Annotated in this window: 19 protein-coding genes; 10 read left to right on the top strand and 9 right to left on the bottom strand. The window is 69.5% G+C overall.

The window, feature by feature from the left end; genetic code table 11:
• Nucleotides 1–43: 43 nt before the first annotated feature.
• Nucleotides 44–973 carry a CE1 family esterase gene (locus GKO32_RS28390; RefSeq protein WP_166459761.1) on the top strand — a complete coding sequence of 310 codons (930 nt, stop codon included), beginning with the start codon at nucleotides 44–46 and terminating at the stop codon, nucleotides 971–973.
• Between the two features lie 7 nt (nucleotides 974–980).
• Here the strand turns inward: GKO32_RS28390 and GKO32_RS28385 are convergent, their stop codons facing one another.
• Nucleotides 981–1,571, bottom strand: a complete 591-nt coding sequence (locus GKO32_RS28385) for a TetR/AcrR family transcriptional regulator (protein WP_312868674.1) — start codon at nucleotides 1,569–1,571, stop codon at nucleotides 981–983.
• A 91-nt stretch (nucleotides 1,572–1,662) separates the two neighbouring features.
• On the opposite strand from GKO32_RS28385, the gene GKO32_RS28380 reads away from it, so the two are divergent.
• Both GKO32_RS28380 and GKO32_RS28375 read left to right on the top strand, forming a co-directional pair.
• Nucleotides 1,663–2,685 (top strand): aldo/keto reductase, encoded by a 1,023-nt coding sequence (locus GKO32_RS28380; RefSeq protein ID WP_154759975.1) that lies wholly within the window; start codon nucleotides 1,663–1,665, stop codon nucleotides 2,683–2,685.
• A complete protein-coding gene (locus GKO32_RS28375) occupies nucleotides 2,682–3,548 on the top strand; it encodes an LLM class flavin-dependent oxidoreductase (protein WP_154759974.1) in 867 nt (288 codons plus the stop codon). Before GKO32_RS28380 ends, GKO32_RS28375 begins: the two co-directional genes overlap by 4 nt.
• On the opposite strand, the gene GKO32_RS28370 is transcribed toward GKO32_RS28375, so the two are convergent.
• A complete protein-coding gene (locus GKO32_RS28370) occupies nucleotides 3,549–5,321 on the bottom strand; it encodes a gamma-glutamyltransferase family protein (RefSeq protein WP_154759973.1) in 1,773 nt (590 codons plus the stop codon).
• A gap of 71 nt (nucleotides 5,322–5,392) precedes the next feature.
• Between GKO32_RS28370 and GKO32_RS28365 the strand changes: the two genes are divergently transcribed.
• The 5 genes from GKO32_RS28365 (at nucleotide 5,393) to GKO32_RS28345 (ending at nucleotide 11,051) form a co-directional block, all read left to right on the top strand.
• The gene (locus GKO32_RS28365; protein ID WP_154759972.1) at nucleotides 5,393–6,289 is read left to right on the top strand and encodes a LysR family transcriptional regulator; all 897 of its coding nucleotides are present in this window, start codon (nucleotides 5,393–5,395) and stop codon (nucleotides 6,287–6,289) included.
• Nucleotides 6,290–6,403: 114 nt separating this feature from the next.
• Nucleotides 6,404–7,525, top strand: a complete 1,122-nt coding sequence (locus GKO32_RS28360) for a sugar ABC transporter substrate-binding protein (RefSeq protein ID WP_154759971.1) — start codon at nucleotides 6,404–6,406, stop codon at nucleotides 7,523–7,525.
• Between the two features lie 85 nt (nucleotides 7,526–7,610).
• Nucleotides 7,611–8,384, top strand: a complete 774-nt coding sequence (locus tag GKO32_RS28355; RefSeq protein WP_312868673.1) for an ATP-binding cassette domain-containing protein — start codon at nucleotides 7,611–7,613, stop codon at nucleotides 8,382–8,384.
• 15 nt (nucleotides 8,385–8,399) lie between these two features.
• The gene (locus GKO32_RS28350; RefSeq protein ID WP_154759970.1) at nucleotides 8,400–9,824 is read left to right on the top strand and encodes a sugar ABC transporter permease; all 1,425 of its coding nucleotides are present in this window, start codon (nucleotides 8,400–8,402) and stop codon (nucleotides 9,822–9,824) included.
• A gap of 48 nt (nucleotides 9,825–9,872) precedes the next feature.
• A complete protein-coding gene (locus GKO32_RS28345; protein ID WP_312868672.1) occupies nucleotides 9,873–11,051 on the top strand; it encodes an ROK family protein in 1,179 nt (392 codons plus the stop codon).
• A gap of 1 nt (nucleotide 11,052) precedes the next feature.
• Here the strand turns inward: GKO32_RS28345 and GKO32_RS28340 are convergent, their stop codons facing one another.
• The 7 genes from GKO32_RS28340 to GKO32_RS28310 form a co-directional block, all read right to left on the bottom strand.
• Nucleotides 11,053–11,541 (bottom strand): beta-class carbonic anhydrase, encoded by a 489-nt coding sequence (locus GKO32_RS28340; RefSeq protein WP_154759969.1) that lies wholly within the window; start codon nucleotides 11,539–11,541, stop codon nucleotides 11,053–11,055.
• A gap of 84 nt (nucleotides 11,542–11,625) precedes the next feature.
• Complete coding sequence (locus tag GKO32_RS28335) at nucleotides 11,626–12,156, bottom strand: hypothetical protein (protein ID WP_208024573.1); 531 nt, start codon at nucleotides 12,154–12,156, stop codon at nucleotides 11,626–11,628.
• A gap of 169 nt (nucleotides 12,157–12,325) precedes the next feature.
• Nucleotides 12,326–12,622: a MoaD/ThiS family protein gene (locus GKO32_RS28330; RefSeq protein WP_154759968.1), complete on the bottom strand. Its 297-nt coding sequence runs from the start codon at nucleotides 12,620–12,622 to the stop codon at nucleotides 12,326–12,328.
• Nucleotides 12,619–13,734 (bottom strand): WD40/YVTN/BNR-like repeat-containing protein, encoded by a 1,116-nt coding sequence (locus GKO32_RS28325; RefSeq protein ID WP_154759967.1) that lies wholly within the window; start codon nucleotides 13,732–13,734, stop codon nucleotides 12,619–12,621. Before GKO32_RS28325 ends, GKO32_RS28330 begins: the two co-directional genes overlap by 4 nt.
• A 73-nt stretch (nucleotides 13,735–13,807) precedes the next feature.
• Nucleotides 13,808–14,635, bottom strand: a complete 828-nt coding sequence (locus GKO32_RS28320) for an SDR family oxidoreductase (protein ID WP_154759966.1) — start codon at nucleotides 14,633–14,635, stop codon at nucleotides 13,808–13,810.
• 38 nt (nucleotides 14,636–14,673) lie between these two features.
• On the bottom strand, nucleotides 14,674–15,825 hold the full coding sequence (locus GKO32_RS28315; RefSeq protein ID WP_154759965.1) for a S1C family serine protease: 1,152 nt from the start codon (nucleotides 15,823–15,825) through the stop codon (nucleotides 14,674–14,676).
• A gap of 66 nt (nucleotides 15,826–15,891) precedes the next feature.
• A complete protein-coding gene (locus tag GKO32_RS28310; RefSeq protein WP_154759964.1) occupies nucleotides 15,892–16,974 on the bottom strand; it encodes an FAD-dependent monooxygenase in 1,083 nt (360 codons plus the stop codon).
• A 75-nt stretch (nucleotides 16,975–17,049) separates the two neighbouring features.
• Here GKO32_RS28310 and GKO32_RS28305 point away from each other — a divergent pair, with 75 nt between their 5' ends.
• Together GKO32_RS28305 and GKO32_RS28300 are read left to right on the top strand one after the other, a co-directional pair.
• Nucleotides 17,050–17,670: a TetR/AcrR family transcriptional regulator gene (locus GKO32_RS28305; protein WP_154759963.1), complete on the top strand. Its 621-nt coding sequence runs from the start codon at nucleotides 17,050–17,052 to the stop codon at nucleotides 17,668–17,670.
• Nucleotides 17,667–17,996: a YnfA family protein gene (locus GKO32_RS28300; protein ID WP_312868671.1), complete on the top strand. Its 330-nt coding sequence runs from the start codon at nucleotides 17,667–17,669 to the stop codon at nucleotides 17,994–17,996. The genes GKO32_RS28305 and GKO32_RS28300 overlap by 4 nt, the downstream gene beginning before the upstream one ends.

The following is a 17,996-nucleotide window of genomic DNA, read 5'->3' as shown; positions in this document are numbered from 1 at the left end:
GAGAAGGCATCGTTTTTCCGTGGCTCGCGGGCACAATATCCGCATGAATCTGCGGCAACGCCTGCTCGTCCTCGCCGGTGCGCTGGTCGCACTGGCGGCCTGTGCACCGGCAGGCGTCAACGAGTCCGTGCAGCCGCAGGGACATGCCACACCGGTACCCGCCGCGGTGTCGGCCGGCACGACCACCGTGCCGCGGCAGCTCACGGTGGACGGGACGAAGCGGACGTATCTCGCGGTCGGGTCTTCCGTGCGGCACAAGGGAATTCCGTTGCTGATCGTGCTGCACGGCCGGGGCGTCACGGCGCAACTGGAGTCCGTGCGCACCGGGTTTCTGCCCTATGCCCAGCGTGGGCAAGTGAATCTCGTCTATCCACTCGGGATCGGCGAGTCGTGGAACGCCGGGCACGGATGCTGTGGTGTCGCGGCGAAGGAAGGCGTGCCCGATCCGCGGTTCCTGACCGCGGTCGCCACGGACGCGGCACGGTATTTCGAAAGCGACCCTCGCCGTATTTATCTCGCCGGTTACAGCAATGGGGCGAAATTGTCTTTCGAGGAGGTTTGCGCGCATCCGGGGGTTTTCGCCGGGCTTGCGACTTATGGCGCGGTTCCGCTCGCGACCTGTGGCGGTAAACCGATCTCGGCGTTGCTGGCCGGCGGGACGGACGATCCGGTGGTGCGCGCCGAGCATTTCTCGCCGACCGCGACGATCGCGCTGAACCAGGCGGTGACGCAGTGGCAGACCCGGAATGGCTGCCACGGCCCGGGAAGTGTCCGCCACACCGGCCGGCTCACCCTGACGTCGTGGACCGGGTGCCATGCCGGCACCGAACTGTCGTCGGCCGTCTACTCGGGACTGTCACATTTGTGGCCCACGGCCGCCCAGGCGGCGCCCCCGTACACCACTTATGTCGGCGAGGACGCCGCCGCCGCGACGATCATGTGGAACTTCCTGAGCCGCCAGCGCCTGCCCTGACGCATCATCAGCTCGCTCTGCGCGGCTCACGCAGTCCCGCGATGAGCAGTCCGACCAGCCGGCGCGCGTCGTAATCAGCGTCGTTTTCGGCGCCGATGCACAGGTTCCCGACGCCGCGCATCAGTTGATAGGCCTCCAAACCCGGGCTGATCTCGCCGGAATCCGCGGCGGCGTCGAGCAGCTGCGTGCACACCGGCATGAGGCGCTCGAGGAAGTAGGAGTGCAGCGTCTCGAAACCGGCGTTGTCGGACTGGAGTACCCCGGCGAGGCCGTGCTTGGTGACGAGGAAATCGACGAACAGGTTGATCCACTGCCGTAAGGCGGCGTACGGGGTTTCGCTGCTCTCCAGCAACGCCGGGCCGGCCTCGGCGCATGCTTCGACCTGGTGCCGGTAGACGGCGATGATCAGATCCGCGCGCGTCGGGAAGTGGCGGTAGATCGTGCCCATCCCGACCCCGGCCTTGGCCGCGATGTCACGGACGGGCGCGTCCACACCGGACGCGACGAACACCGACGCGGCTGCGTCGAGCAGCGTCTGCTCGTTGCGCCGGGCGTCCGCCCGCTTCGACCGGGCCGTTCCCTCTTTGCCGGCACTCACCAGCACTCCCTCCCGTTTGCCAACCGGAGCAATGTTCCGTATTGTCGGCGGAGCAATGTTCCGTTTACCCATGATGCCAGAGGGAGGATGTATGCACTACCGCACCTTGGGGCGGACCGGTGTGCAGGTGAGCTCGCTCACGCTCGGCGCGATGAACTTCGGCCGGATCGGGCGAACCACCCAGGACGAGGCCACCGCGCTCGTCGACGCGGCGCTCGAGGCGGGGATCAACCTCATCGACACCGCGGACGCCTACAGCGGCGGCGAGTCGGAAACGTTGGTGGGCAAGGCAATCGCCGGTCGCCGCGACGACATCGTGCTGGCGACGAAGGCCGGCCTGCCGATGGGCGACGAGCGCAACCACAAGGGCAGCTCCCGTCGCTGGCTGGTCACCGAGCTGGAGCGCAGCCTGCGCCGCCTCGGCGTCGATCACGTGGATCTCTACCAGATCCACCGGTGGGATCCGGCCACGAGCGACGAGGAAACCCTGTCGGCGCTGACGGATCTGCAGCGCGCGGGGAAGATCCGCTACTTCGGGTCCTCGACGTTCCCGGCGTACCGGATCGTGCAGGCGCAGTGGGCCGCCCGCGAGCATCACCTGAGCCGGTACGTCACCGAACAGCCGAGCTACTCGATCCTGCAACGCGGGATCGAAACCCATGTCCTGCCGGTCGCCGAGGAATACGGGCTGGGGGTACTCGTGTGGAGTCCGCTGGCGTCCGGCTGGCTGTCCGGCGCGATCCGCGAAGGCCGCGAAATCACCACCAGCCGCTCGGGATTCATGCCGCAGCGTTTCGACACCGCCATCCCCGCGAACCGGGCGAAGCTGGACGCGGTCGAGCAGCTGGCCAAGGTCGCCGACGAGGCCGGGCTGACCATGATCCAGCTCGCACTCGGCTTCGTCACCGCCCATCCCGCCGTGACCAGCGCGCTCATCGGCCCTCGCACGCTGGAGCACCTGAGCTCGCAGCTCGCCGCCGTGGACACTGTGCTGACTGCCGATGTGCTCGACGCGATCGACTCCATCGTCGCGCCGGGGGTGGACCTGGCCCCGGAGGAGAAGCTCGACGCCCCGCCGGCGTTGCTCGACCCGGCAGTGCGGAGGCGTCGATGACCGACGTCCGGTTCGGCCTCATGACTGCGCCGATGCAGGTCGGCTACCACGACATCCTGCGGGTCTGGCGCGAGGCGGACGCGATCGAACAGATTGAGCACGCGTGGTTGTTCGATCACCTCATGCCGATCGGCGGTGATCCGGACGGGCCGACCCACGAGGGCTGGACACTGCTTTCGGCGCTGGCGGCGCAAACCGAACGGCTGCGGCTCGGCCTGCTGGTGACCAGCAACCGGTTCCGCCCGCCCGCGATGCTGGCCAAGATCGCCACGACCGTGGACATCGTTTCCGGTGGGCGCCTCGACTTCGGGATCGGGGTCGGCTCGCGTCCTGGCCATCCGCTGGCGCGGCGCGAGTACGCGGCACACGGCCTGCCCTTCCACGACACCGCGCATGCCGTCGGCAGCCTCGCCGAGGCGTGCACGGTGATCAAGCGGCTGTGGACCGAGCCGGAACCGTTCGATTTCGACGGCACCTACATCCGGCTCACCGGGGCGTTCGGCAACCCGAAACCGGTGCAGCGCCCGCATCCGCCGATCCTGATCGGCGGGCGTGCGGCCGCCACGCTGCGGATCGCCGCCGAGCACGCCGACCTGTGGAACATCCCGGGCGGGGATATCGATGACGTCATCAGCCGCAGCGCGCTGCTGGACCGCTACTGCACCGAAATCGGCCGGGATCCGGCCTCGATCGTCCGCTCGATTCACCTGCCTGTTTCCTACGAGCAGCCGGGCGCTACGCGGGATGCGATCCGGGAAGCGGTCGACGGCGGTTTCCGGCATGTCGTGCTCGGGCTGGCGTCGCCGTATCCCGCGGGCGTGGCCCGGTGGGTCGCGGACGAGGTGATCAGCAAGTCGGCGTGATCAGCGGCCGGCGGCGTACCCCTGCATGCCGCGCGGGTTCGCCGCCGCCGAGAGCACCCCGGTCCCGGGATCCCTTGCCACGGCGCACAATCGTCCTTCCGACCACGGTGGCGCGACCGTGACGTCATGCCCGCGCCGCCGCAACCCGGCGATGATGTCGGCACCGATCCGTGATTCCACGGTGACGCTGCCCGGGGACATCGAGCGCGGGTAGAACGAGCCGGGGAAGCTGTCGGTGTGCCAGTTCGGGGCGTCGATCGCACCCTGCAGGTCCAGCCCGCCGCGCACCTTTTCCCGCAACGCCACGGCGAGGAAGAAATGGGTGTTCCACTGGTCCTGCTGGTCACCGCCGGGCGTGCCGAAGGCCAGCACCGGCACGCCGTCGCGGAGAGCGAGTGACGGGCTCAGCGTGGTGCGCGGGCGTTTGCCCGGCATGAGCGAGTTCGGCAGGCCCGGTTCGAGCCACGTCATCTGCAACCGGGTGCCCAGCGGGAAACCGAGCCCGGGGATGACCGGGTTGGACTGCAGCCAGCCCCCGCTCGGGGTCGCCGCGATCAGGTTGCCCCAGCGGTCGGCGACGTCCAGGTGGCAGGTGTCGCCACGGGTGGCGCCGTCCTTCGCGACCGTGGGTTCGCCCGCCCCGGCCGGGACCGGGATGTCGCCTCCGGTGAACCGGGCATGCTTGCTCAGCCGCGGTTCCCGGCCGTCCGGACGGCCGGGACGCAGCTCGCGTGAGGCCCGGTCCCCGACGAGCGCGCGGCGGGATTCGTTGTACTCACGGGAAAGCAGGGCGCGCAGCGGCACGTCCGCGCCGTCGCCGTACCACGCCTCGCGGTCGGCCATCGCGAGCTTCGTGCCTTCGATGAGCGTGTGGTAGTAATCCGGCGTCGCGTAGTCGAGCTCGCCGGGCAGCAGGGCCAGCTGCTGCAGGAACACCGGACCTTGGCTCCACAGCCCGGGTTTGGCGATCGTCCAGCCGTTCCAGGTGAATGTGGCCGGGTCCTCATAGGACGCCGAGAACGACGCGAGATCGTCTCCGGTGAGCGTGCCGGCATGCCGCTCACCAGTGGTGTCCATTGTGGACTTGGCGGCGAATTCCACGATCGCCTCGGCGATGAAGCCCTCGCGCCACACCTTCCGTGCCGCGTCGATCCGCGCCTCGCGCGTCGGGCCGGTGGCCTCGGCGAGCATGCGCCGCCAGGTCGCGGCCAGCGCCGGGTTCCGCAGTAGCTCGCCCGGCGCGGGCGATTTGCCGGCACGCAGGTAGATTTCCGCCGAAGTGGTCCATTCCGTCTCGAACAGCTCACGCACCGTCTCGACGGTGGCACCGATCCGCTCGACCGCGGGATGGCCGCGCTCGGCATAGCCGATCGCGTACTTCATCACCTCGTCCAGCGACTTGGTGCCGTGATCGCGCAACAGCAGCAGCCAGGCGTCGAACGCGCCGGGGACCGCGGCAGCGAGCGGACCGGTGCCGGGCACGAGGTCCAGACCAAGTGCGGTGTAATGGCTGATGGTCGCCCCGGCCGGGGCCGGGCCTTGTCCACAAAGGACCTGCGGGGCCGCACCGGTGGGCGCGAGGATCATCGGCACCTCGCCCGCGGGGCCGTTGAGATGGGGCTCCACCACGTGCAGCACGAATGCCGCCGCGACCGCCGCGTCGTAGGCGTTCCCGTCGTCTTCCAGCACGGCCATCGCGGTGGCCGAGGCGAGCCAGTGGGTGGACGACACCATGCCGAAGGTGCCCTGGAGGGTGGGCCGGGTCTGGAACATCCTCGCAGTCTCTCCCGGCGCGAGGCCGCACGTCCAAGACATCCGGCGCACCATTTCGATAGCGTCTGGCTATGGAACGGCGGCAACTGGAGTATTTCGTCGCGATCGTCGAGCACGGCGGGTTCACCCACGCCGCTCGCGCGCTGCGGGTCGCCCAGCCGTCGCTTTCCCGCGCCATCGCCAAACTCGAACACGAACTGGGCGTCGAGCTGTTTCACCGGGTCGGCCGCAACGCCGTGTTGTCCAGCGCGGGGGAGCTGATGGCCGACCGCGCCCGGCTGGTGCTGCGGGATTTCGATGCCCTGCGCGCCGCGGCGCGCGCGGTCGGTGCCGGGCCGGTGGGCCGGGTCGACGTCGCCGCGACGTCGTCGGCGCTCGAACCGGTCATCGGGGTGATCGCGGAGCTGGCCCGGCGGCATCCCGGCGTGCTGGTGAGCACGTCGTCGGCCCGGTCGGCGGCCGAGGTCGTGGCGCTGGTGGTGCGCGGCCGGTGCGAGGTGGGGGTGTGCGGCAGCGCCGAGCGGCCGGCCGGCCCGGGGCTGGTGGTCCATCACCTGCGGGACGAGGAGTTCCTCGTCGTCGCACCGCCCGGGTCGGAAATCGGGACTGGAGAAGGGATCCGGCCCGGAGACCTCAAGGGCATGCGGTTCGTCGTGACGCCACCCGGGACCGCGGTGCGGGCGCTGTTCGACCGGCTCGCCGTGAGCGTCGGCGACGTGCCGATCGCGGCCGAGGTGGCGGACCGCAGCGTCGTGCTTCCCATGGTGCTGGCCGGAATCGGGGCCGGGCTGATGCCCGACGGCTGGCGCGACGCGGCAGACCGGGCCGGCGCGCGGGTGTACCGGTTCGCCCCGCCGGAACGGATCCCGCAGTGGCTGGTGCACCGGTCTGGACCACTCACCGCGGCTGCGCAGGCGTTTGCCGGTGCGACGCTTTCGAGGGCGGCTGCGCTCGTTACCAGAACGTAAAGCGGTGAGCGTTCTGAATCGATACCGAAACCTAGCGTCAGTGCGGTGCGAGTCGTATGTTGTCGTACACAACATTCAAATGTTGCCGACCACAACATTTCCCTAGGGGACGCAATGAAGCGGAGAAAGACCCTCGCCCTGCTCGCCGCCGGCACCGGTGTCGCTCTCGCCATGACGGCCTGTGGTGCCAACAGTTCGGGCGGCTCCAGCAACAGCAATCAGTCGGGCGGTGCCAGTGGCGGCCCGAAGGTGGGCGTGATCCTGCCGGAAACCGCCACCTCCGCGCGGTGGGCCGGTTTCGACCAGCCGATGCTGCAGTCGGCGCTCACGAAGGCGGGCATGAGCCCGATCATCGAGAACGCGCAGGGTGACAACCAGAAGTTCTCGCAGTACGCGGACAGCATGCTCAGCCAGGGCGTCAAGGTCCTGATCATCGCGGCGCCGAGCGGGGATGTCGGCGCCACGGTCGAGCAGAAGGCCGCGCAGCAGGGTGTCCCTGTCATCGACTACGACCGGCTCAACCTGGGCGGCAGCGCGAACTACTACGTCAGCTTCGACAACACGCGCGTCGGTGAGCTGCAGGGCACCGCGCTCAAGGACGCGCTGGCGAGCAAGCCGGGCGCGCAGGTGATCGAGATCGAGGGCTCGCCGACCGACAACAACGCGACCCTGTTCCACAACGGGCAGGAGAACATCGTCGGCCCGCTCTACACCTCGGGCGCGCTGAAGAAGGTCGCGAGCCAGGCCATCGACGGCTGGGACAACCAGAAGGGCGGAACCACCTTCGAGCAGCTGCTGTCGGCCAACGGCGGCAAGGTCGACGGCGTGCTCGCGGCCAACGACGGCCTCGCGGGCGCGATCATCACCGTGCTGCAGAAGAACGGCCTCGCCGGCAAGGTGCCGGTGACCGGGCAGGACGCCAGCGCCGCGGGCCTGACCGCGATCCTGGCCGGCACCCAGTACTCGACGGTGTTCAAGCCGATCCAGCAGGAGGCCGACGCCGCCGCGCAGCTCGCCGCCAAGCTGATCAACGGCGACACCGCCGGTGCGGACGCGATCGCCAAGGCCTCTTCACAGGACCCGAAGAACAACCGTACGGTCAAGTCGGTCCTGCTCACGCCGCAGTCCATCACGAAGCAGAACGTGAAGGTCCCGGTCGACCAGGGCTACGTCAAGGCCAGTGAGATCTGCACGGCCGAGGTCGCCGCGGCATGCACCCAGCTGGGCATTTCCTGATCCCTCGCAGCACCAAGGAGGGGAAGCGCCACCGCGGTGGCGCTTCCCCTCCGGCGATGCTCCCAACCATGTGGAGGTACCCGCGGTGAACGAGCCGATCCTCGAACTACGCGGTCTGAACAAGAGTTTCGGCCCGGTCCACGTGCTGCACGATGTGGACCTGACGGTGCGCCCGGGGGAGGTGACCGCCCTCGTCGGCGACAATGGCGCCGGCAAGTCGACGCTGGTCAAGTGCATCGCCGGGATCCACGGCGCCGACAGTGGCGAAGTCCTCTTCAACGGCCGGCCCGTGCACATCCACAACCCGCGTGACGCCGCGGCACTCGGCATCGAGGTCGTGTACCAGGACCTCGCGCTGGCCGACAACCTGGACATCGTGCAGAACATGTTCCTCGGCCGCGAGCGCGTCAAGAACGGCCTGCTCGACGAGGCCTCGATGGAACTCGACGCGCGCAAGACGCTCGCCTCGCTGTCGGTGCGCACCGTCAAGTCCGTGCGCACGCTCGTCGCGTCGCTGTCCGGCGGGCAGCGGCAGACCGTCGCGATCGCCAAGGCGGTGTTGTGGGAGAGCAAGGTGGTGCTGCTCGACGAGCCCACCGCCGCGCTCGGCGTGGCACAGACCCGCCAGGTCCTCGACCTGGTGCGGCGGCTCGCCGAGCAGGGTCTCGGTGTCGTGCTGATCAGCCACAACATGAACGACGTGTTCGAGGTCGCGGACCGCATCGCGGTGCTCTACCTCGGCCGGCTGGCCGCCGACGTCGCGACCAAGGACGTCACCAACAACCAGGTGGTCGAGCTGATCACCGCCGGCCGGTCGGGCGAGCTCGGCCTGGCCAGGCCCGAAGTCGCGGCCGTGTAGGCGAGGAATCCGAAAATGACTGAGACACCCACCAAGTCTTCCGGCTCCGACTCGGCGATCGCCGACTTCGGGATCGACACCACCTCGCGCACCACGACCGAGGCGATCGGTGACTACTTCCGGCGCCTGCGTGGCGGTGAGCTCGGCGCGGTGCCGGCGCTGCTCGGCCTGCTACTGCTGGTGATCGTGTTCACCAGCCTGTCCGACTCGTTCCTGACGCTGAACAACATCGCGAACCTGTTCGCCCAGGGCGGCGGTCAGACGATCATCGCGATGGGCATCGTGCCGGTGCTGCTGCTCGGCGAGATCGACCTGTCCGCGGGCACCGCATCCGGCGTCGCCGCGTCCGTGCTGGCGTTGCACTGGACCCAGCACGGCAACCTGCTGGGCGCGATGGGACCGACCATGTTCTACGGCTTCATCGTCGGGTCCGTGGTCGCGGTCGGGCTGTGCGTGCTGATGCGGATCTGGATCGGCGCGGCGCTGTCCGCGGTCGCGCTTCTGGCGCTGCTGATCGGTTTCTCCGCGAACCCATGGATCGAGATCATCCTCGCGATCACCATCGGCACCGTGATCGGCTCGCTGACCGGGGCGCTGGTGTCGAAGATCGGCATCCCGTCGTTCGTGGTGACACTGGCGCTGTTCATCGCGTGGTACGGCGTCGTGCTGGCGCTCGTCGGCGAGGGCGGCACGATCCCGATCCGCGACAGCCACGTGCTGTTCGACGTCGCCAACGGCAACCTCAGCGTGCTGACCAGCTGGCTGCTGTTCATCGTGGCCGGTGGTGGCTACGCGGTCGTGCTGCTGTTCCGGCACTTCTCGCGGCTGCGGCACGGGCTGGTCGCGCAGCCGACGATGCTGATCGCGATCAAGGCCGGTGCCGTCGTGGTGCTGGGCGCGGTCGCGACCTACCTGTTCACCATCAACCGCTCGCCCAACCCGACGCTGACCACGATCCAGGGTGTGCCGTGGGTCGTGCCGATCATCCTGGTGCTACTGGTCGTCGGCACGTTCGTGCTCGACCGCACGCGGTACGGGCGGCACGTGTACGCGGTCGGCGGCAACAAGGAAGCCGCCCGCCGGGCCGGGGTCAAGGTCGACAAGATCCGGATGAGCGTGTTCGTGATCTGCTCGTCGATCGCGGCCATCGGGGCGATCGTGTACAGCTCCAAGGTCGGGTCGGTGGACGGCAACGCCGGTAACGGCAACACGTTGCTGTTCGCGGTCGGCGCGGCGGTCATCGGTGGTACGTCGCTTTTCGGTGGCCGTGGCCGGATGCGGGACGCGGTGATCGGTGGTCTCGTGCTGGCGACCGTGCAGAACGGGCTGGGACTGCTCGGTTACCAAGCGGACACGGTTAACATCATCACCGGTCTCGTGCTGCTCGTCGCGGCGGCCGTGGACGCTCTGTCGCGCAGGCGCGCCGCCGCCGCGCGCTGACGCGGCGTGGCGACGGAGAAGGAGACGACGGCAGCAGGGACACCATAAGTGACGACAACCTCGACCTCCGGGACACGCCCGGACGACGTTCGTCGCCACAACCGGGCGGCTCTGCTGCGCCGTCTCCACGTGGACGGCCCGTCCACCAGGGCCAGTCTCGCGACGGCGCTCGGGCTCAACCGCAGCACCATCAAGGCATTGGTGGACGGCCTCGCCGAAGACGGGGTCGTGGAGGAACGGGTGCCCGCCCAGCGCAGCGGGGCGGGCCGGCCGTCGCTGCTGGTGCTGCCGCAGCCGCAGGCGGCGGTGGTGCTGGCGATCGACATCAGGGTCGAGCGGGCGGCGATGGCGCTGGTCGGCATCGGCGGGCAGATCCTCGGCCGGGACAGCTGGCGCGCACGCGGTAGTCACGGCGAGCCGACCGAGGTGTTCACCAAGATCATGGACTACGTCGGTCCGCTGGTCGCCGAACAGGAGGTCGGGCCCGTCGCGGTCGGCGTGTCCGTGCCCGGTGTGGTGCGGCGCTCGGACGGTTACGTGCACGAGGCACCGAATCTCCACTGGGCGGACGTGCCGCTCGGCGGCTGGCTGTCGCACGCGCTGAAACTGCCCGTGCACATGGGAAACGACGCGGAACTCGGGGCGATGGCCGAACATCTGCGCGGCATCGCCCGTGGCGCGGACGACGTCGTCTACCTCGGCGTGGACGTCGGGGTCGGCGGTGGGGTCATCTCCAACGGGGTGTCGTTGCGGGGGGCCGGCGGGCACCACATCGGCGAGATCGGCCACATGGTCGTGAAACCGGGCGGGCGGCCGTGTTACTGCGGATCGCGTGGCTGCTGGGAAACCGAGATCGGGGAGCGCGCGCTGTGCCGGGCGCTGGGCATCGAAGAGGACTCACCGGTCGGTGCCATCGTGGCGGAACTGCGGGCGCTCGGCGAGTCCGGGGACACCGTGCTGGCGAAGCTCGACGAGTTCGTGGAATGGCTCGCGCTGGGCCTCGCCAACGTGGTGAACCTGCTGTGCCCGCAACTGGTCGTGCTCGGTGACCTGTTCACCGCGCTGCCCGCCCCGCTCGTCGCCAGGGTCGAGAAGATGGTGCGGGAACGCAGCCTGGTCAGCCGCGCACTCGGCGGCGCCAAGGTGGCGACATCGAAGCTCGGCTCGGACGCGAAGTTGCTGGGTGCGGCGGAGTTGGCGTTCGAAACGGTGTTGTCGGACTGGTGAGTCAGGCGACCTCGGTGAGCCTGCCGGTCGCCACGTCGAACACGAACCCGCGCACCGAGTCCTTCTTCGGCACGAACGGGCTGGCCTTGACCCGGGCGATGGATTGCCGCACATCGGCTTCGACATCGGAGAAGGCTTCCGCCGCCCACGGTGGCTTGATGCCGACTTCGTCCTCAATGGACTGTTTGAAGCCGTCGTCGGTGAAGGTGAGCATGCCGCAGTCGGTGTGGTGGATGAGGATGATCTCCTCGGTGCCGAGCAGGCGCTGGCTGATCGCGAGCGAGCGGATCTCGTCCTCGGTGATCACCCCGCCGGCATTGCGGATCACGTGCGCGTCGCCCTCGGCGAGCCCGAGCGCGCCGTAGACGTTGAGCCGCGCGTCCATGCACGCCACCACGGCGACGTGCTTGGCGGGCGGCAGGGGCAGCGGACCGGAGAAGGTTTCGGCGTACCGGGCGTTGTTCGCGAGCAGTTCGTCGGTCACGGACATGAGTGCTCCTCGTCGCTGGGATAGTCCAGACCACGAGTCCATCGCCGCACACGGTGAAGCGCAAATTTGCCCAGATGGCGGAAGTCAGGCGCCCGGCACGCCGACCCGGTCCGGGATCGCCCGGCCAAGGCCGCGGAGCCACTCGTCCGGTGGGTCCGGCCACCAGCGGCCGGACGGCAGGCGGGAGAGCACGTCCGCCACCGCGCCCGCGCTCGGCTTCGCCGGGATGACCCGGCTCGGCGAGACCCCGGCGAGTACGCCGAGCCACCAGTGTTTTTCCGTCTCCGGCAAGGATTCCGGGTCCAGCACGACGTAGTAGTCCGGCAGCTGCACGGTACCGCGGCGCAGACCCGCCAGTGTCGTCTCGACTGCGACTTCCAGCGTGCCGGGAGTGTCGGTGCGGTCGAAGAAACCCGCCCACGCCGTCGCGACCCCACTGAGCGGGTCGGCGTCATGCACGACGTAGGCGGCATGGGACTGTGCGACGAGTTCACGCGCGGAATCGTCGTCCTGTCCGGCGGCGGCGCGGACGTTCGCAAGCCCGTCGAGGCGGGCCGCCACCTTCCCGGCATCGGCGCCCGCGACGATCACCACGGTGCTGTTCGGCCTTGGCACCCAACCAGATTAGCGATGCTCTGGGCATTGGCTTGCGCGAGTTGCGCGTTCCCGGTGCGCGAGTTGCGCGTTCCGGCTGTGCGAGTTGCGCGTTCCGGCTGTGCGAGTTGCGCGTTTCCGCCGCACGCAACGCTCAACTCGCGCTCTCGCAACGCTCAACTCGCGCGGTTCAGCCGCCCGCCATGGCACCCACGACGAGGAACGGCTCGTGCCCACTGGCCACCTGCTCCGGCAGCGGCGCGTCCGGCGCTTCGTGGGAAAGGTCCTCCTCGCACGCGAAGAACCGCACGAAAGCCCGGCGCCGGTGTGTCGACTGGTCCCGGATCGTGCCGCACAGCATCGGATATCGCGCCTCGATCGCGTCAAGCACGGTGCGCTGCGTGACCGGGCCGTCGAGCTCGAGCCGGACCTCACCGTCGATCCGCGCGAGGGTCCGCAGATGCGCCGGCAGCACCACCCGGATCATGGCAGCGTCTGGACTTCCACCGACAGCACGGCAGGCAGGTCACGCACGATCGGCGCCCAGCTGTCTCCCGCGTCGTTGGACGTATACACCTGACCGCCCGTGGTGCCGAAGTAGACACCGCATTCGTCGAGCGAATCCACGGCCATCGCGTCGCGCAGCACGTTGACGTAGCAGTTCTCCTGCGGCAGGCCCCGCGTCAATGGCTCCCACTCGTCGCCCCCGGTGCGGCTGCGGTACACGCGCAACCGACCGTCCAGCGGAAAATGTTCCGAGTCGCTCTTGATCGGCACCACGTACACCGTGTCCGGGTCGTGCGCGTGCACGTCGATGGCGAACCCGAAGTCCGTCGGCAGGTTCCCGCTGATCTCACGCCAGTTGTCCCCGGCGTCGTCGGTTCGCATGACGTCCCAGTGCTTCTGCATGTACAGCGTGTCCGGGCGATCGTGATGCTGGGCCAGCCGGTGCACGCAGTGCCCGACTTCGGCGTCCGGGTCGGGAATGCCCTCGGACTTGAGCCCGTGGTTGATCGCCTTCCACGTCTTGCCGGTGTCGTCACTGCGGAACGCGCCCGCGGCCGAGATCGCCGAGTAGATCCGCTCCGGGTTTCGCGGGTCGAGTTTGATCGTGTGCAGGCACATGCCGCCCGCGCCCGGCTGCCACGACGGGCCCGATCGATGGGTGCGCAGTCCCGGCAACTCGTGCCAGGACCGCGCACCGTCGACGGACCGGAACAGCGCGGCGTCCTCCACACCGGCGTAGACCAGGTCCGGATCGGAAGGGGAGGGCTCCAGGTGCCATACCCTGGTGAACTCCCAAGGACGTGGGGTGCCGTCGTACCACAGGTGGGTGCCGGGGGTGCCCTCGTAGTCGAACTTGTTGCCCATCGCGGTCCAGGTGCGGCCACCGTCGTCGGAGCGCTGGATGAGCTGCCCGAACCAGCTCGTGTGCTGTGCCACGAACAACCGCTGCGGGTCGGCGGCGGAGCCGGTGACATGGTAGATCTCCCAGCCGGCGAAATGCGGGCCGTCGACCTGCCAGTCCGTGCGCTTGCCGTCCGAGGTCAGGATGAAGGCGCCCTTGCGTGTGCCGACCAGTACCCGTACGCCGCTCATCGCCGTACTCCCTCCGCGTGTGTGCCTCAATCTAGGCGCGGCGACGGCGGGCGTCTTCTCCAATCTTGCGCGATCAGCCCTTGCGCCACTCCTCGTCCCGGACCGCGCCGGCATGCTGCGGACCCATCAGCAGCATGCCGCCGTCCACGACGTACGACGCCCCGGTGACGTAGCTCGCGACCGGGGAAGTCAGGAACGCCACCATGGCGGCGACCTCACGCGCGTCACCGGTACGGCCGAGCGGCAGGCCGGGACGCGCCTGCTCGCGGGGATCGACATCGGCCTGCCCGGTCATCGGCGTCGAGATTTCCCCTGGTGCCACCGAATTCACGGTGATGTCGTGCTCGGCGAGCTCCAGCGCCAGCACCTTGGTAAGCATCCCGACGCCGGCCTTGGCCGCGCAGTACGGCGCGGCGCCGACCCGCGGCGCGTGCTCGTGCACGCTGGTGATGTTGACGATCCGGCCGCCCGTGCCGGCGTCGATCATGCGCCGGGCAGCTCGCTGCGCGCACACGAAAGCACCGTCGAGGTCCACCGCGACGACGTCGCGCCAGGTGTCGAAGTCCAGCTCCATCACGGGGGTTCTGGTGCCGGTGCCGGCGCAGTTGACCAGCACGTCCACCCCGCCGAGCGCCTCGGCGAGCTCGTCGATCGCGGCGGCGGAGGTGGGCAGGTCGGTGAGGTCGAGCCGGCGGATTTCGGCGCGGGCACCGAGTTGCCGCACCTCGTCGGCGGTCTGGCGGGCGCCCTCGTGGTCTTCGTGATAGGTGATGCCGACGTCGACTCCGCCGCCGCCGAGTGCGGCGGCGATGGCCCGGCCGATACCGGAGTCGGCGCCGGTCACGATCGCGGTCCGCGGCCGGCCTTGCTGGTCCTGGGGGAGTGGTGCTCGGTGTGTCATGCCCCTGCGCATACCCGCCCGCCAGGCGCCCGACTCGCTCAGCCGACCGGTCCTTCGGCGAGCGTGACGGTTGCGGACTGCTGCTGCCCGGTCTGGTCGAGCCAGCTGAGCGTGATCTTGTCGCCGGGGTGGAAGCCGTCCATCAGCGTGGTGAGCGTGGTCGCCGAATCGACTTGCTGATCGTTGATTCCGGACAGCACGTCCCCGGCCGACAGCCCGGCCTGCGCGGCCGGGCCACCGGGCACGACCTCCTGGATGGCGGCACCCTGGCCGGAGTCGGCGACCGACACACCCAGGAACGCCGAGGCGCCGATGTGCACGGTCGAGGAGGACGAGCCCGCCTCGATCTGTTTCGCGATCGACAGCGCCTGGTTGATCGGGATCGCGTAGCCGGTGGCAGCGCTGCTCTGGCTCTGCCGCTGGCCGTGGCGCCCCGGACCGAACTGGTACCCGCTCGACGCGGCGGTGTTCATGCCGATGACATGCGCGTCGCGGTCGGCCAGCGCACCGCCCGAGTCACCGGACTGGATGTTCGCGTTGACCTGGATGAGCCCTTCGAGCTGTTCGGAACTCCCGCTCGACTCGTCGCTCGCGGTGATCGACTGACCGAGTGCGGTCACCGTGCCCGGTGCGACGCTCGGCGCGCCCCCGGTGCCGCCCGCGTTGCCGATGCCGACGACCGGCTCCCCGACGCCGACCTGCCCGGAGTCTCCGGTGGTGATGGTCGCCAGACCCGACGCGCCCTGTAGTCGCAGTACGGCGACATCCTCGGTCCGGTCATAGCCCGTGACGGCCGCCTTGTACGTCTTGCCGGTGTCGATGTCGGTGACGGAGATGCTGGTCGCGCCCTCGACGACGTGGTTGTTGGTCAGCACTTCGCCGTCCGGGGTCAGCACCATCCCGGTGCCTGCGGCCTGCGCGCCCTGGTAGCCGAGCGTGGTGTTGACGTCGACGAGCCCAGCCGCGACCTTGCCGGCGACGGTGTTCGTGTCGAAGGACTGGGCGGTGTTCTGGCCCGAGTCGCCCAGCCCCTGCGGTCCCAGCGACCGCAGCGATGGCGCCCGGTGCAGGCCGCCGACCAGGAACGCGGCTCCGATGAGTGCGGCGAGTGCTACCGCGGCCATCACCAGCCCGAACGTGCGCAGCGGGCCGGGCTGATGCCGCGGGGGTGGTGGCGGGTAGTAACTCATGACCCCAGTGAACCCCGGCGGGCTGAGAACCGGCTGCGCCGCGACCGTGAAAACGCTGAGAAGGGTTCAGAGTCCGGGCCACACGCGGGCCGCGAGGTTCCGGGTGGCCAGGCCGAGCCGGGTCTTCGGGACCAGCATCGCCGCGGACCGGTTGATACCGCGTTGTTTCGGCCTGACCCGCGCCCGGTGCACGGTTTCGTACCGGGCGAGGCCCCCGCCGTCGGCGAGCGCGGTCGCGAGGGTGTGCGCGCCGGCGATCGCGAAGCTGGAGCCGTCACCCAGCAGCGAGACACAGGAGGCGGCGTCCCCGAGCAGTACGACGCGGCCGGTGGACCAGCTCGGCAGGTCGACGACGCTGACCGCGTCGAAGTACAGGTCCGTGGTATCCGCGACGCGTGCCAGCAGTTCGGGCACCCGCCAGCCGAGGTCTGCGTACGCATCGGTGACGATTTGCTTGTGTTGCACCGGGTTCCGGTGGTCGAAGTCCACAATGGACGAACGGAAGACGAAGGCCACCAGTGCGTCGCCGCGGGACGGGTGGATGGACACCAGCCTGCCCGGTGTGCTGGACACGAGCAGATCGTGCGGGTGCTCCGGCGGCTCGCCCAGCGGCATGGTCGCGACAAACAATCCGGCGGGGCGCACGAACTTGCGCTCGGGCCCGAAAGCCAGCCGTCGCACTGTGGAGTGCACCCCGTCCGCGCCGATCAGCAGGTCGAACCGGCGTGGTGGAGCGTGCTCGAACGTGACGTCCACCCCATGCTCGTCCTGGTCCAGTGCGGTGATCGTGTCGTCGAACAGGAACTCGGCGTGCTCCCGCGCCGCCTCGTACAGCACGCCGGCCAGGTCGGTCCGCGGCACCTCGACCTCGTCGCCCTTCCCGGCGGGCAGGCGCAGGGTGGCCACCGGTTTGCCGGTGCCGCTGAGGATCCGCATCCTCGTCGCGCGCGTGGCGACCTCGCGCAACCGCGGCATGATGCCCATCGCCCGGGCCACGGGCAGCGCCGGACCCCGTACGTCGACGGGATTTCCACTGGAGCGGGCGCCCGCGGACCGCTCCACCACCGTGGGCCGGAAACCGTTGCGCGCCAGCCAATACGCCAGAGCCGGGCCGGCCACACCGGCGCCGGAGATCAGAACCTCGTTCATGCCGTGAACGATAACCGCAGTCAGTGCAAATTTGCAACGACTGCCGATTTGCGCTGAGTGTCGTACGATCACGGCATGTCGCTCCGCGAACGCAAGCGAGCCCGCACCCGGCAGGCGCTGATCGACGCGGCGATCGACCTGTTCGGCCGCCAGGGGTACGACGAGACGACCGTCGCGGACATCGCCGCCGAGGCCGATATCGGTAGCCGGACCTTCTTCAGCTACTTCGCCAGCAAGGAAGAGCTGCTGTTCCCCGAGTCCGACGAGCGCGTCCAGGCGACGCTGGACGCCATCGCCACGCGTGCCCCCGGCGAGAGCCCGCCCGAGGTGCTGCTGCGTGCGCTGCGCACCGTCGGCGAGCGCAGCGATGACCTGGTGAGCCCGCTGGCGGCGCTGCGGTTGCGGCTGATCCAGACCGTGCCGGCGGTGCGAGGGCGCGCACTGCAGGTCCAGTTCGAAGCCCAGCGCGAGATTGCCCGGCAGCTCGCCGCGGCCTTCCCGGACCAGCTCGACGAGGTCGGCGCCGCCGCGCTGACCGGTGCCTTCGTCGGTGCCGTCACCGGTGCGCTGCAAGTACTTCTCGACGAGGAAGCCGCCGGTCCGGCCGCGCGCCACAAGGCGATCCAGGCCGCCACCGACGTCGCGCTCGCCCCGTGGCGGGAGCAGCTGAACACCCGCAAGGCGAAATCGCGGTGACCGTCCTGCGCTCGGTCGCCTTGTTCCTGCTCGCGGCCGTGCTGGAGATCGGCGGCGCGTGGCTGGTCTGGCAGGGTGTGCGTGACCATCGCGGCTGGGCGTGGATCGGCGGGGGAGTGATCGCGCTCGGCATCTACGGGTTCGTCGCCACGCTCCAGCCGGACGCGCATTTCGGCCGGATCCTCGCCGCGTACGGCGGGGTGTTCGTCGCGGGCTCGCTCGCCTGGGGCGTCGTCGCCGACGGCTACCGGCCGGACCGGTTCGACGTGCTTGGCGCGTTGATCTGCCTCGCGGGCGTCGCGGTGATCATGTACGCGCCTCGCTGA

It is taken from the genome of Amycolatopsis pithecellobii (assembly GCF_009707865.1).
Classification (GTDB): domain Bacteria; phylum Actinomycetota; class Actinomycetes; order Mycobacteriales; family Pseudonocardiaceae; genus Amycolatopsis_E; species Amycolatopsis_E pithecellobii.
This window is presented reverse-complemented; position numbering and strand designations above follow the sequence as displayed.

What these genes read in the sequence shown, in the direction of transcription:
- GKO32_RS28390 (WP_166459761.1), top strand. Translation starts at nt 44, where the DNA reads ATGAATCTGCGGCAACGCCTGCTCGTCCTCGCCGGTGCGCTGGTCGCA.
- GKO32_RS28380 (WP_154759975.1), top strand. Translation starts at nt 1,663, where the DNA reads ATGCACTACCGCACCTTGGGGCGGACCGGTGTGCAGGTGAGCTCGCTC.
- GKO32_RS28375 (WP_154759974.1), top strand. Translation starts at nt 2,682, where the DNA reads ATGACCGACGTCCGGTTCGGCCTCATGACTGCGCCGATGCAGGTCGGC.
- GKO32_RS28370 (WP_154759973.1), bottom strand. Translation starts at nt 5,321, where the DNA reads ATGTTCCAGACCCGGCCCACCCTCCAGGGCACCTTCGGCATGGTGTCG.
- GKO32_RS28365 (WP_154759972.1), top strand. Translation starts at nt 5,393, where the DNA reads ATGGAACGGCGGCAACTGGAGTATTTCGTCGCGATCGTCGAGCACGGC.
- GKO32_RS28360 (WP_154759971.1), top strand. Translation starts at nt 6,404, where the DNA reads ATGAAGCGGAGAAAGACCCTCGCCCTGCTCGCCGCCGGCACCGGTGTC.
- GKO32_RS28350 (WP_154759970.1), top strand. Translation starts at nt 8,400, where the DNA reads ATGACTGAGACACCCACCAAGTCTTCCGGCTCCGACTCGGCGATCGCC.
- GKO32_RS28340 (WP_154759969.1), bottom strand. Translation starts at nt 11,541, where the DNA reads ATGTCCGTGACCGACGAACTGCTCGCGAACAACGCCCGGTACGCCGAA.
- GKO32_RS28330 (WP_154759968.1), bottom strand. Translation starts at nt 12,622, where the DNA reads ATGATCCGGGTGGTGCTGCCGGCGCATCTGCGGACCCTCGCGCGGATC.
- GKO32_RS28325 (WP_154759967.1), bottom strand. Translation starts at nt 13,734, where the DNA reads ATGAGCGGCGTACGGGTACTGGTCGGCACACGCAAGGGCGCCTTCATC.
- GKO32_RS28320 (WP_154759966.1), bottom strand. Translation starts at nt 14,635, where the DNA reads ATGACACACCGAGCACCACTCCCCCAGGACCAGCAAGGCCGGCCGCGG.
- GKO32_RS28315 (WP_154759965.1), bottom strand. Translation starts at nt 15,825, where the DNA reads ATGAGTTACTACCCGCCACCACCCCCGCGGCATCAGCCCGGCCCGCTG.
- GKO32_RS28310 (WP_154759964.1), bottom strand. Translation starts at nt 16,974, where the DNA reads ATGAACGAGGTTCTGATCTCCGGCGCCGGTGTGGCCGGCCCGGCTCTG.
- GKO32_RS28305 (WP_154759963.1), top strand. Translation starts at nt 17,050, where the DNA reads ATGTCGCTCCGCGAACGCAAGCGAGCCCGCACCCGGCAGGCGCTGATC.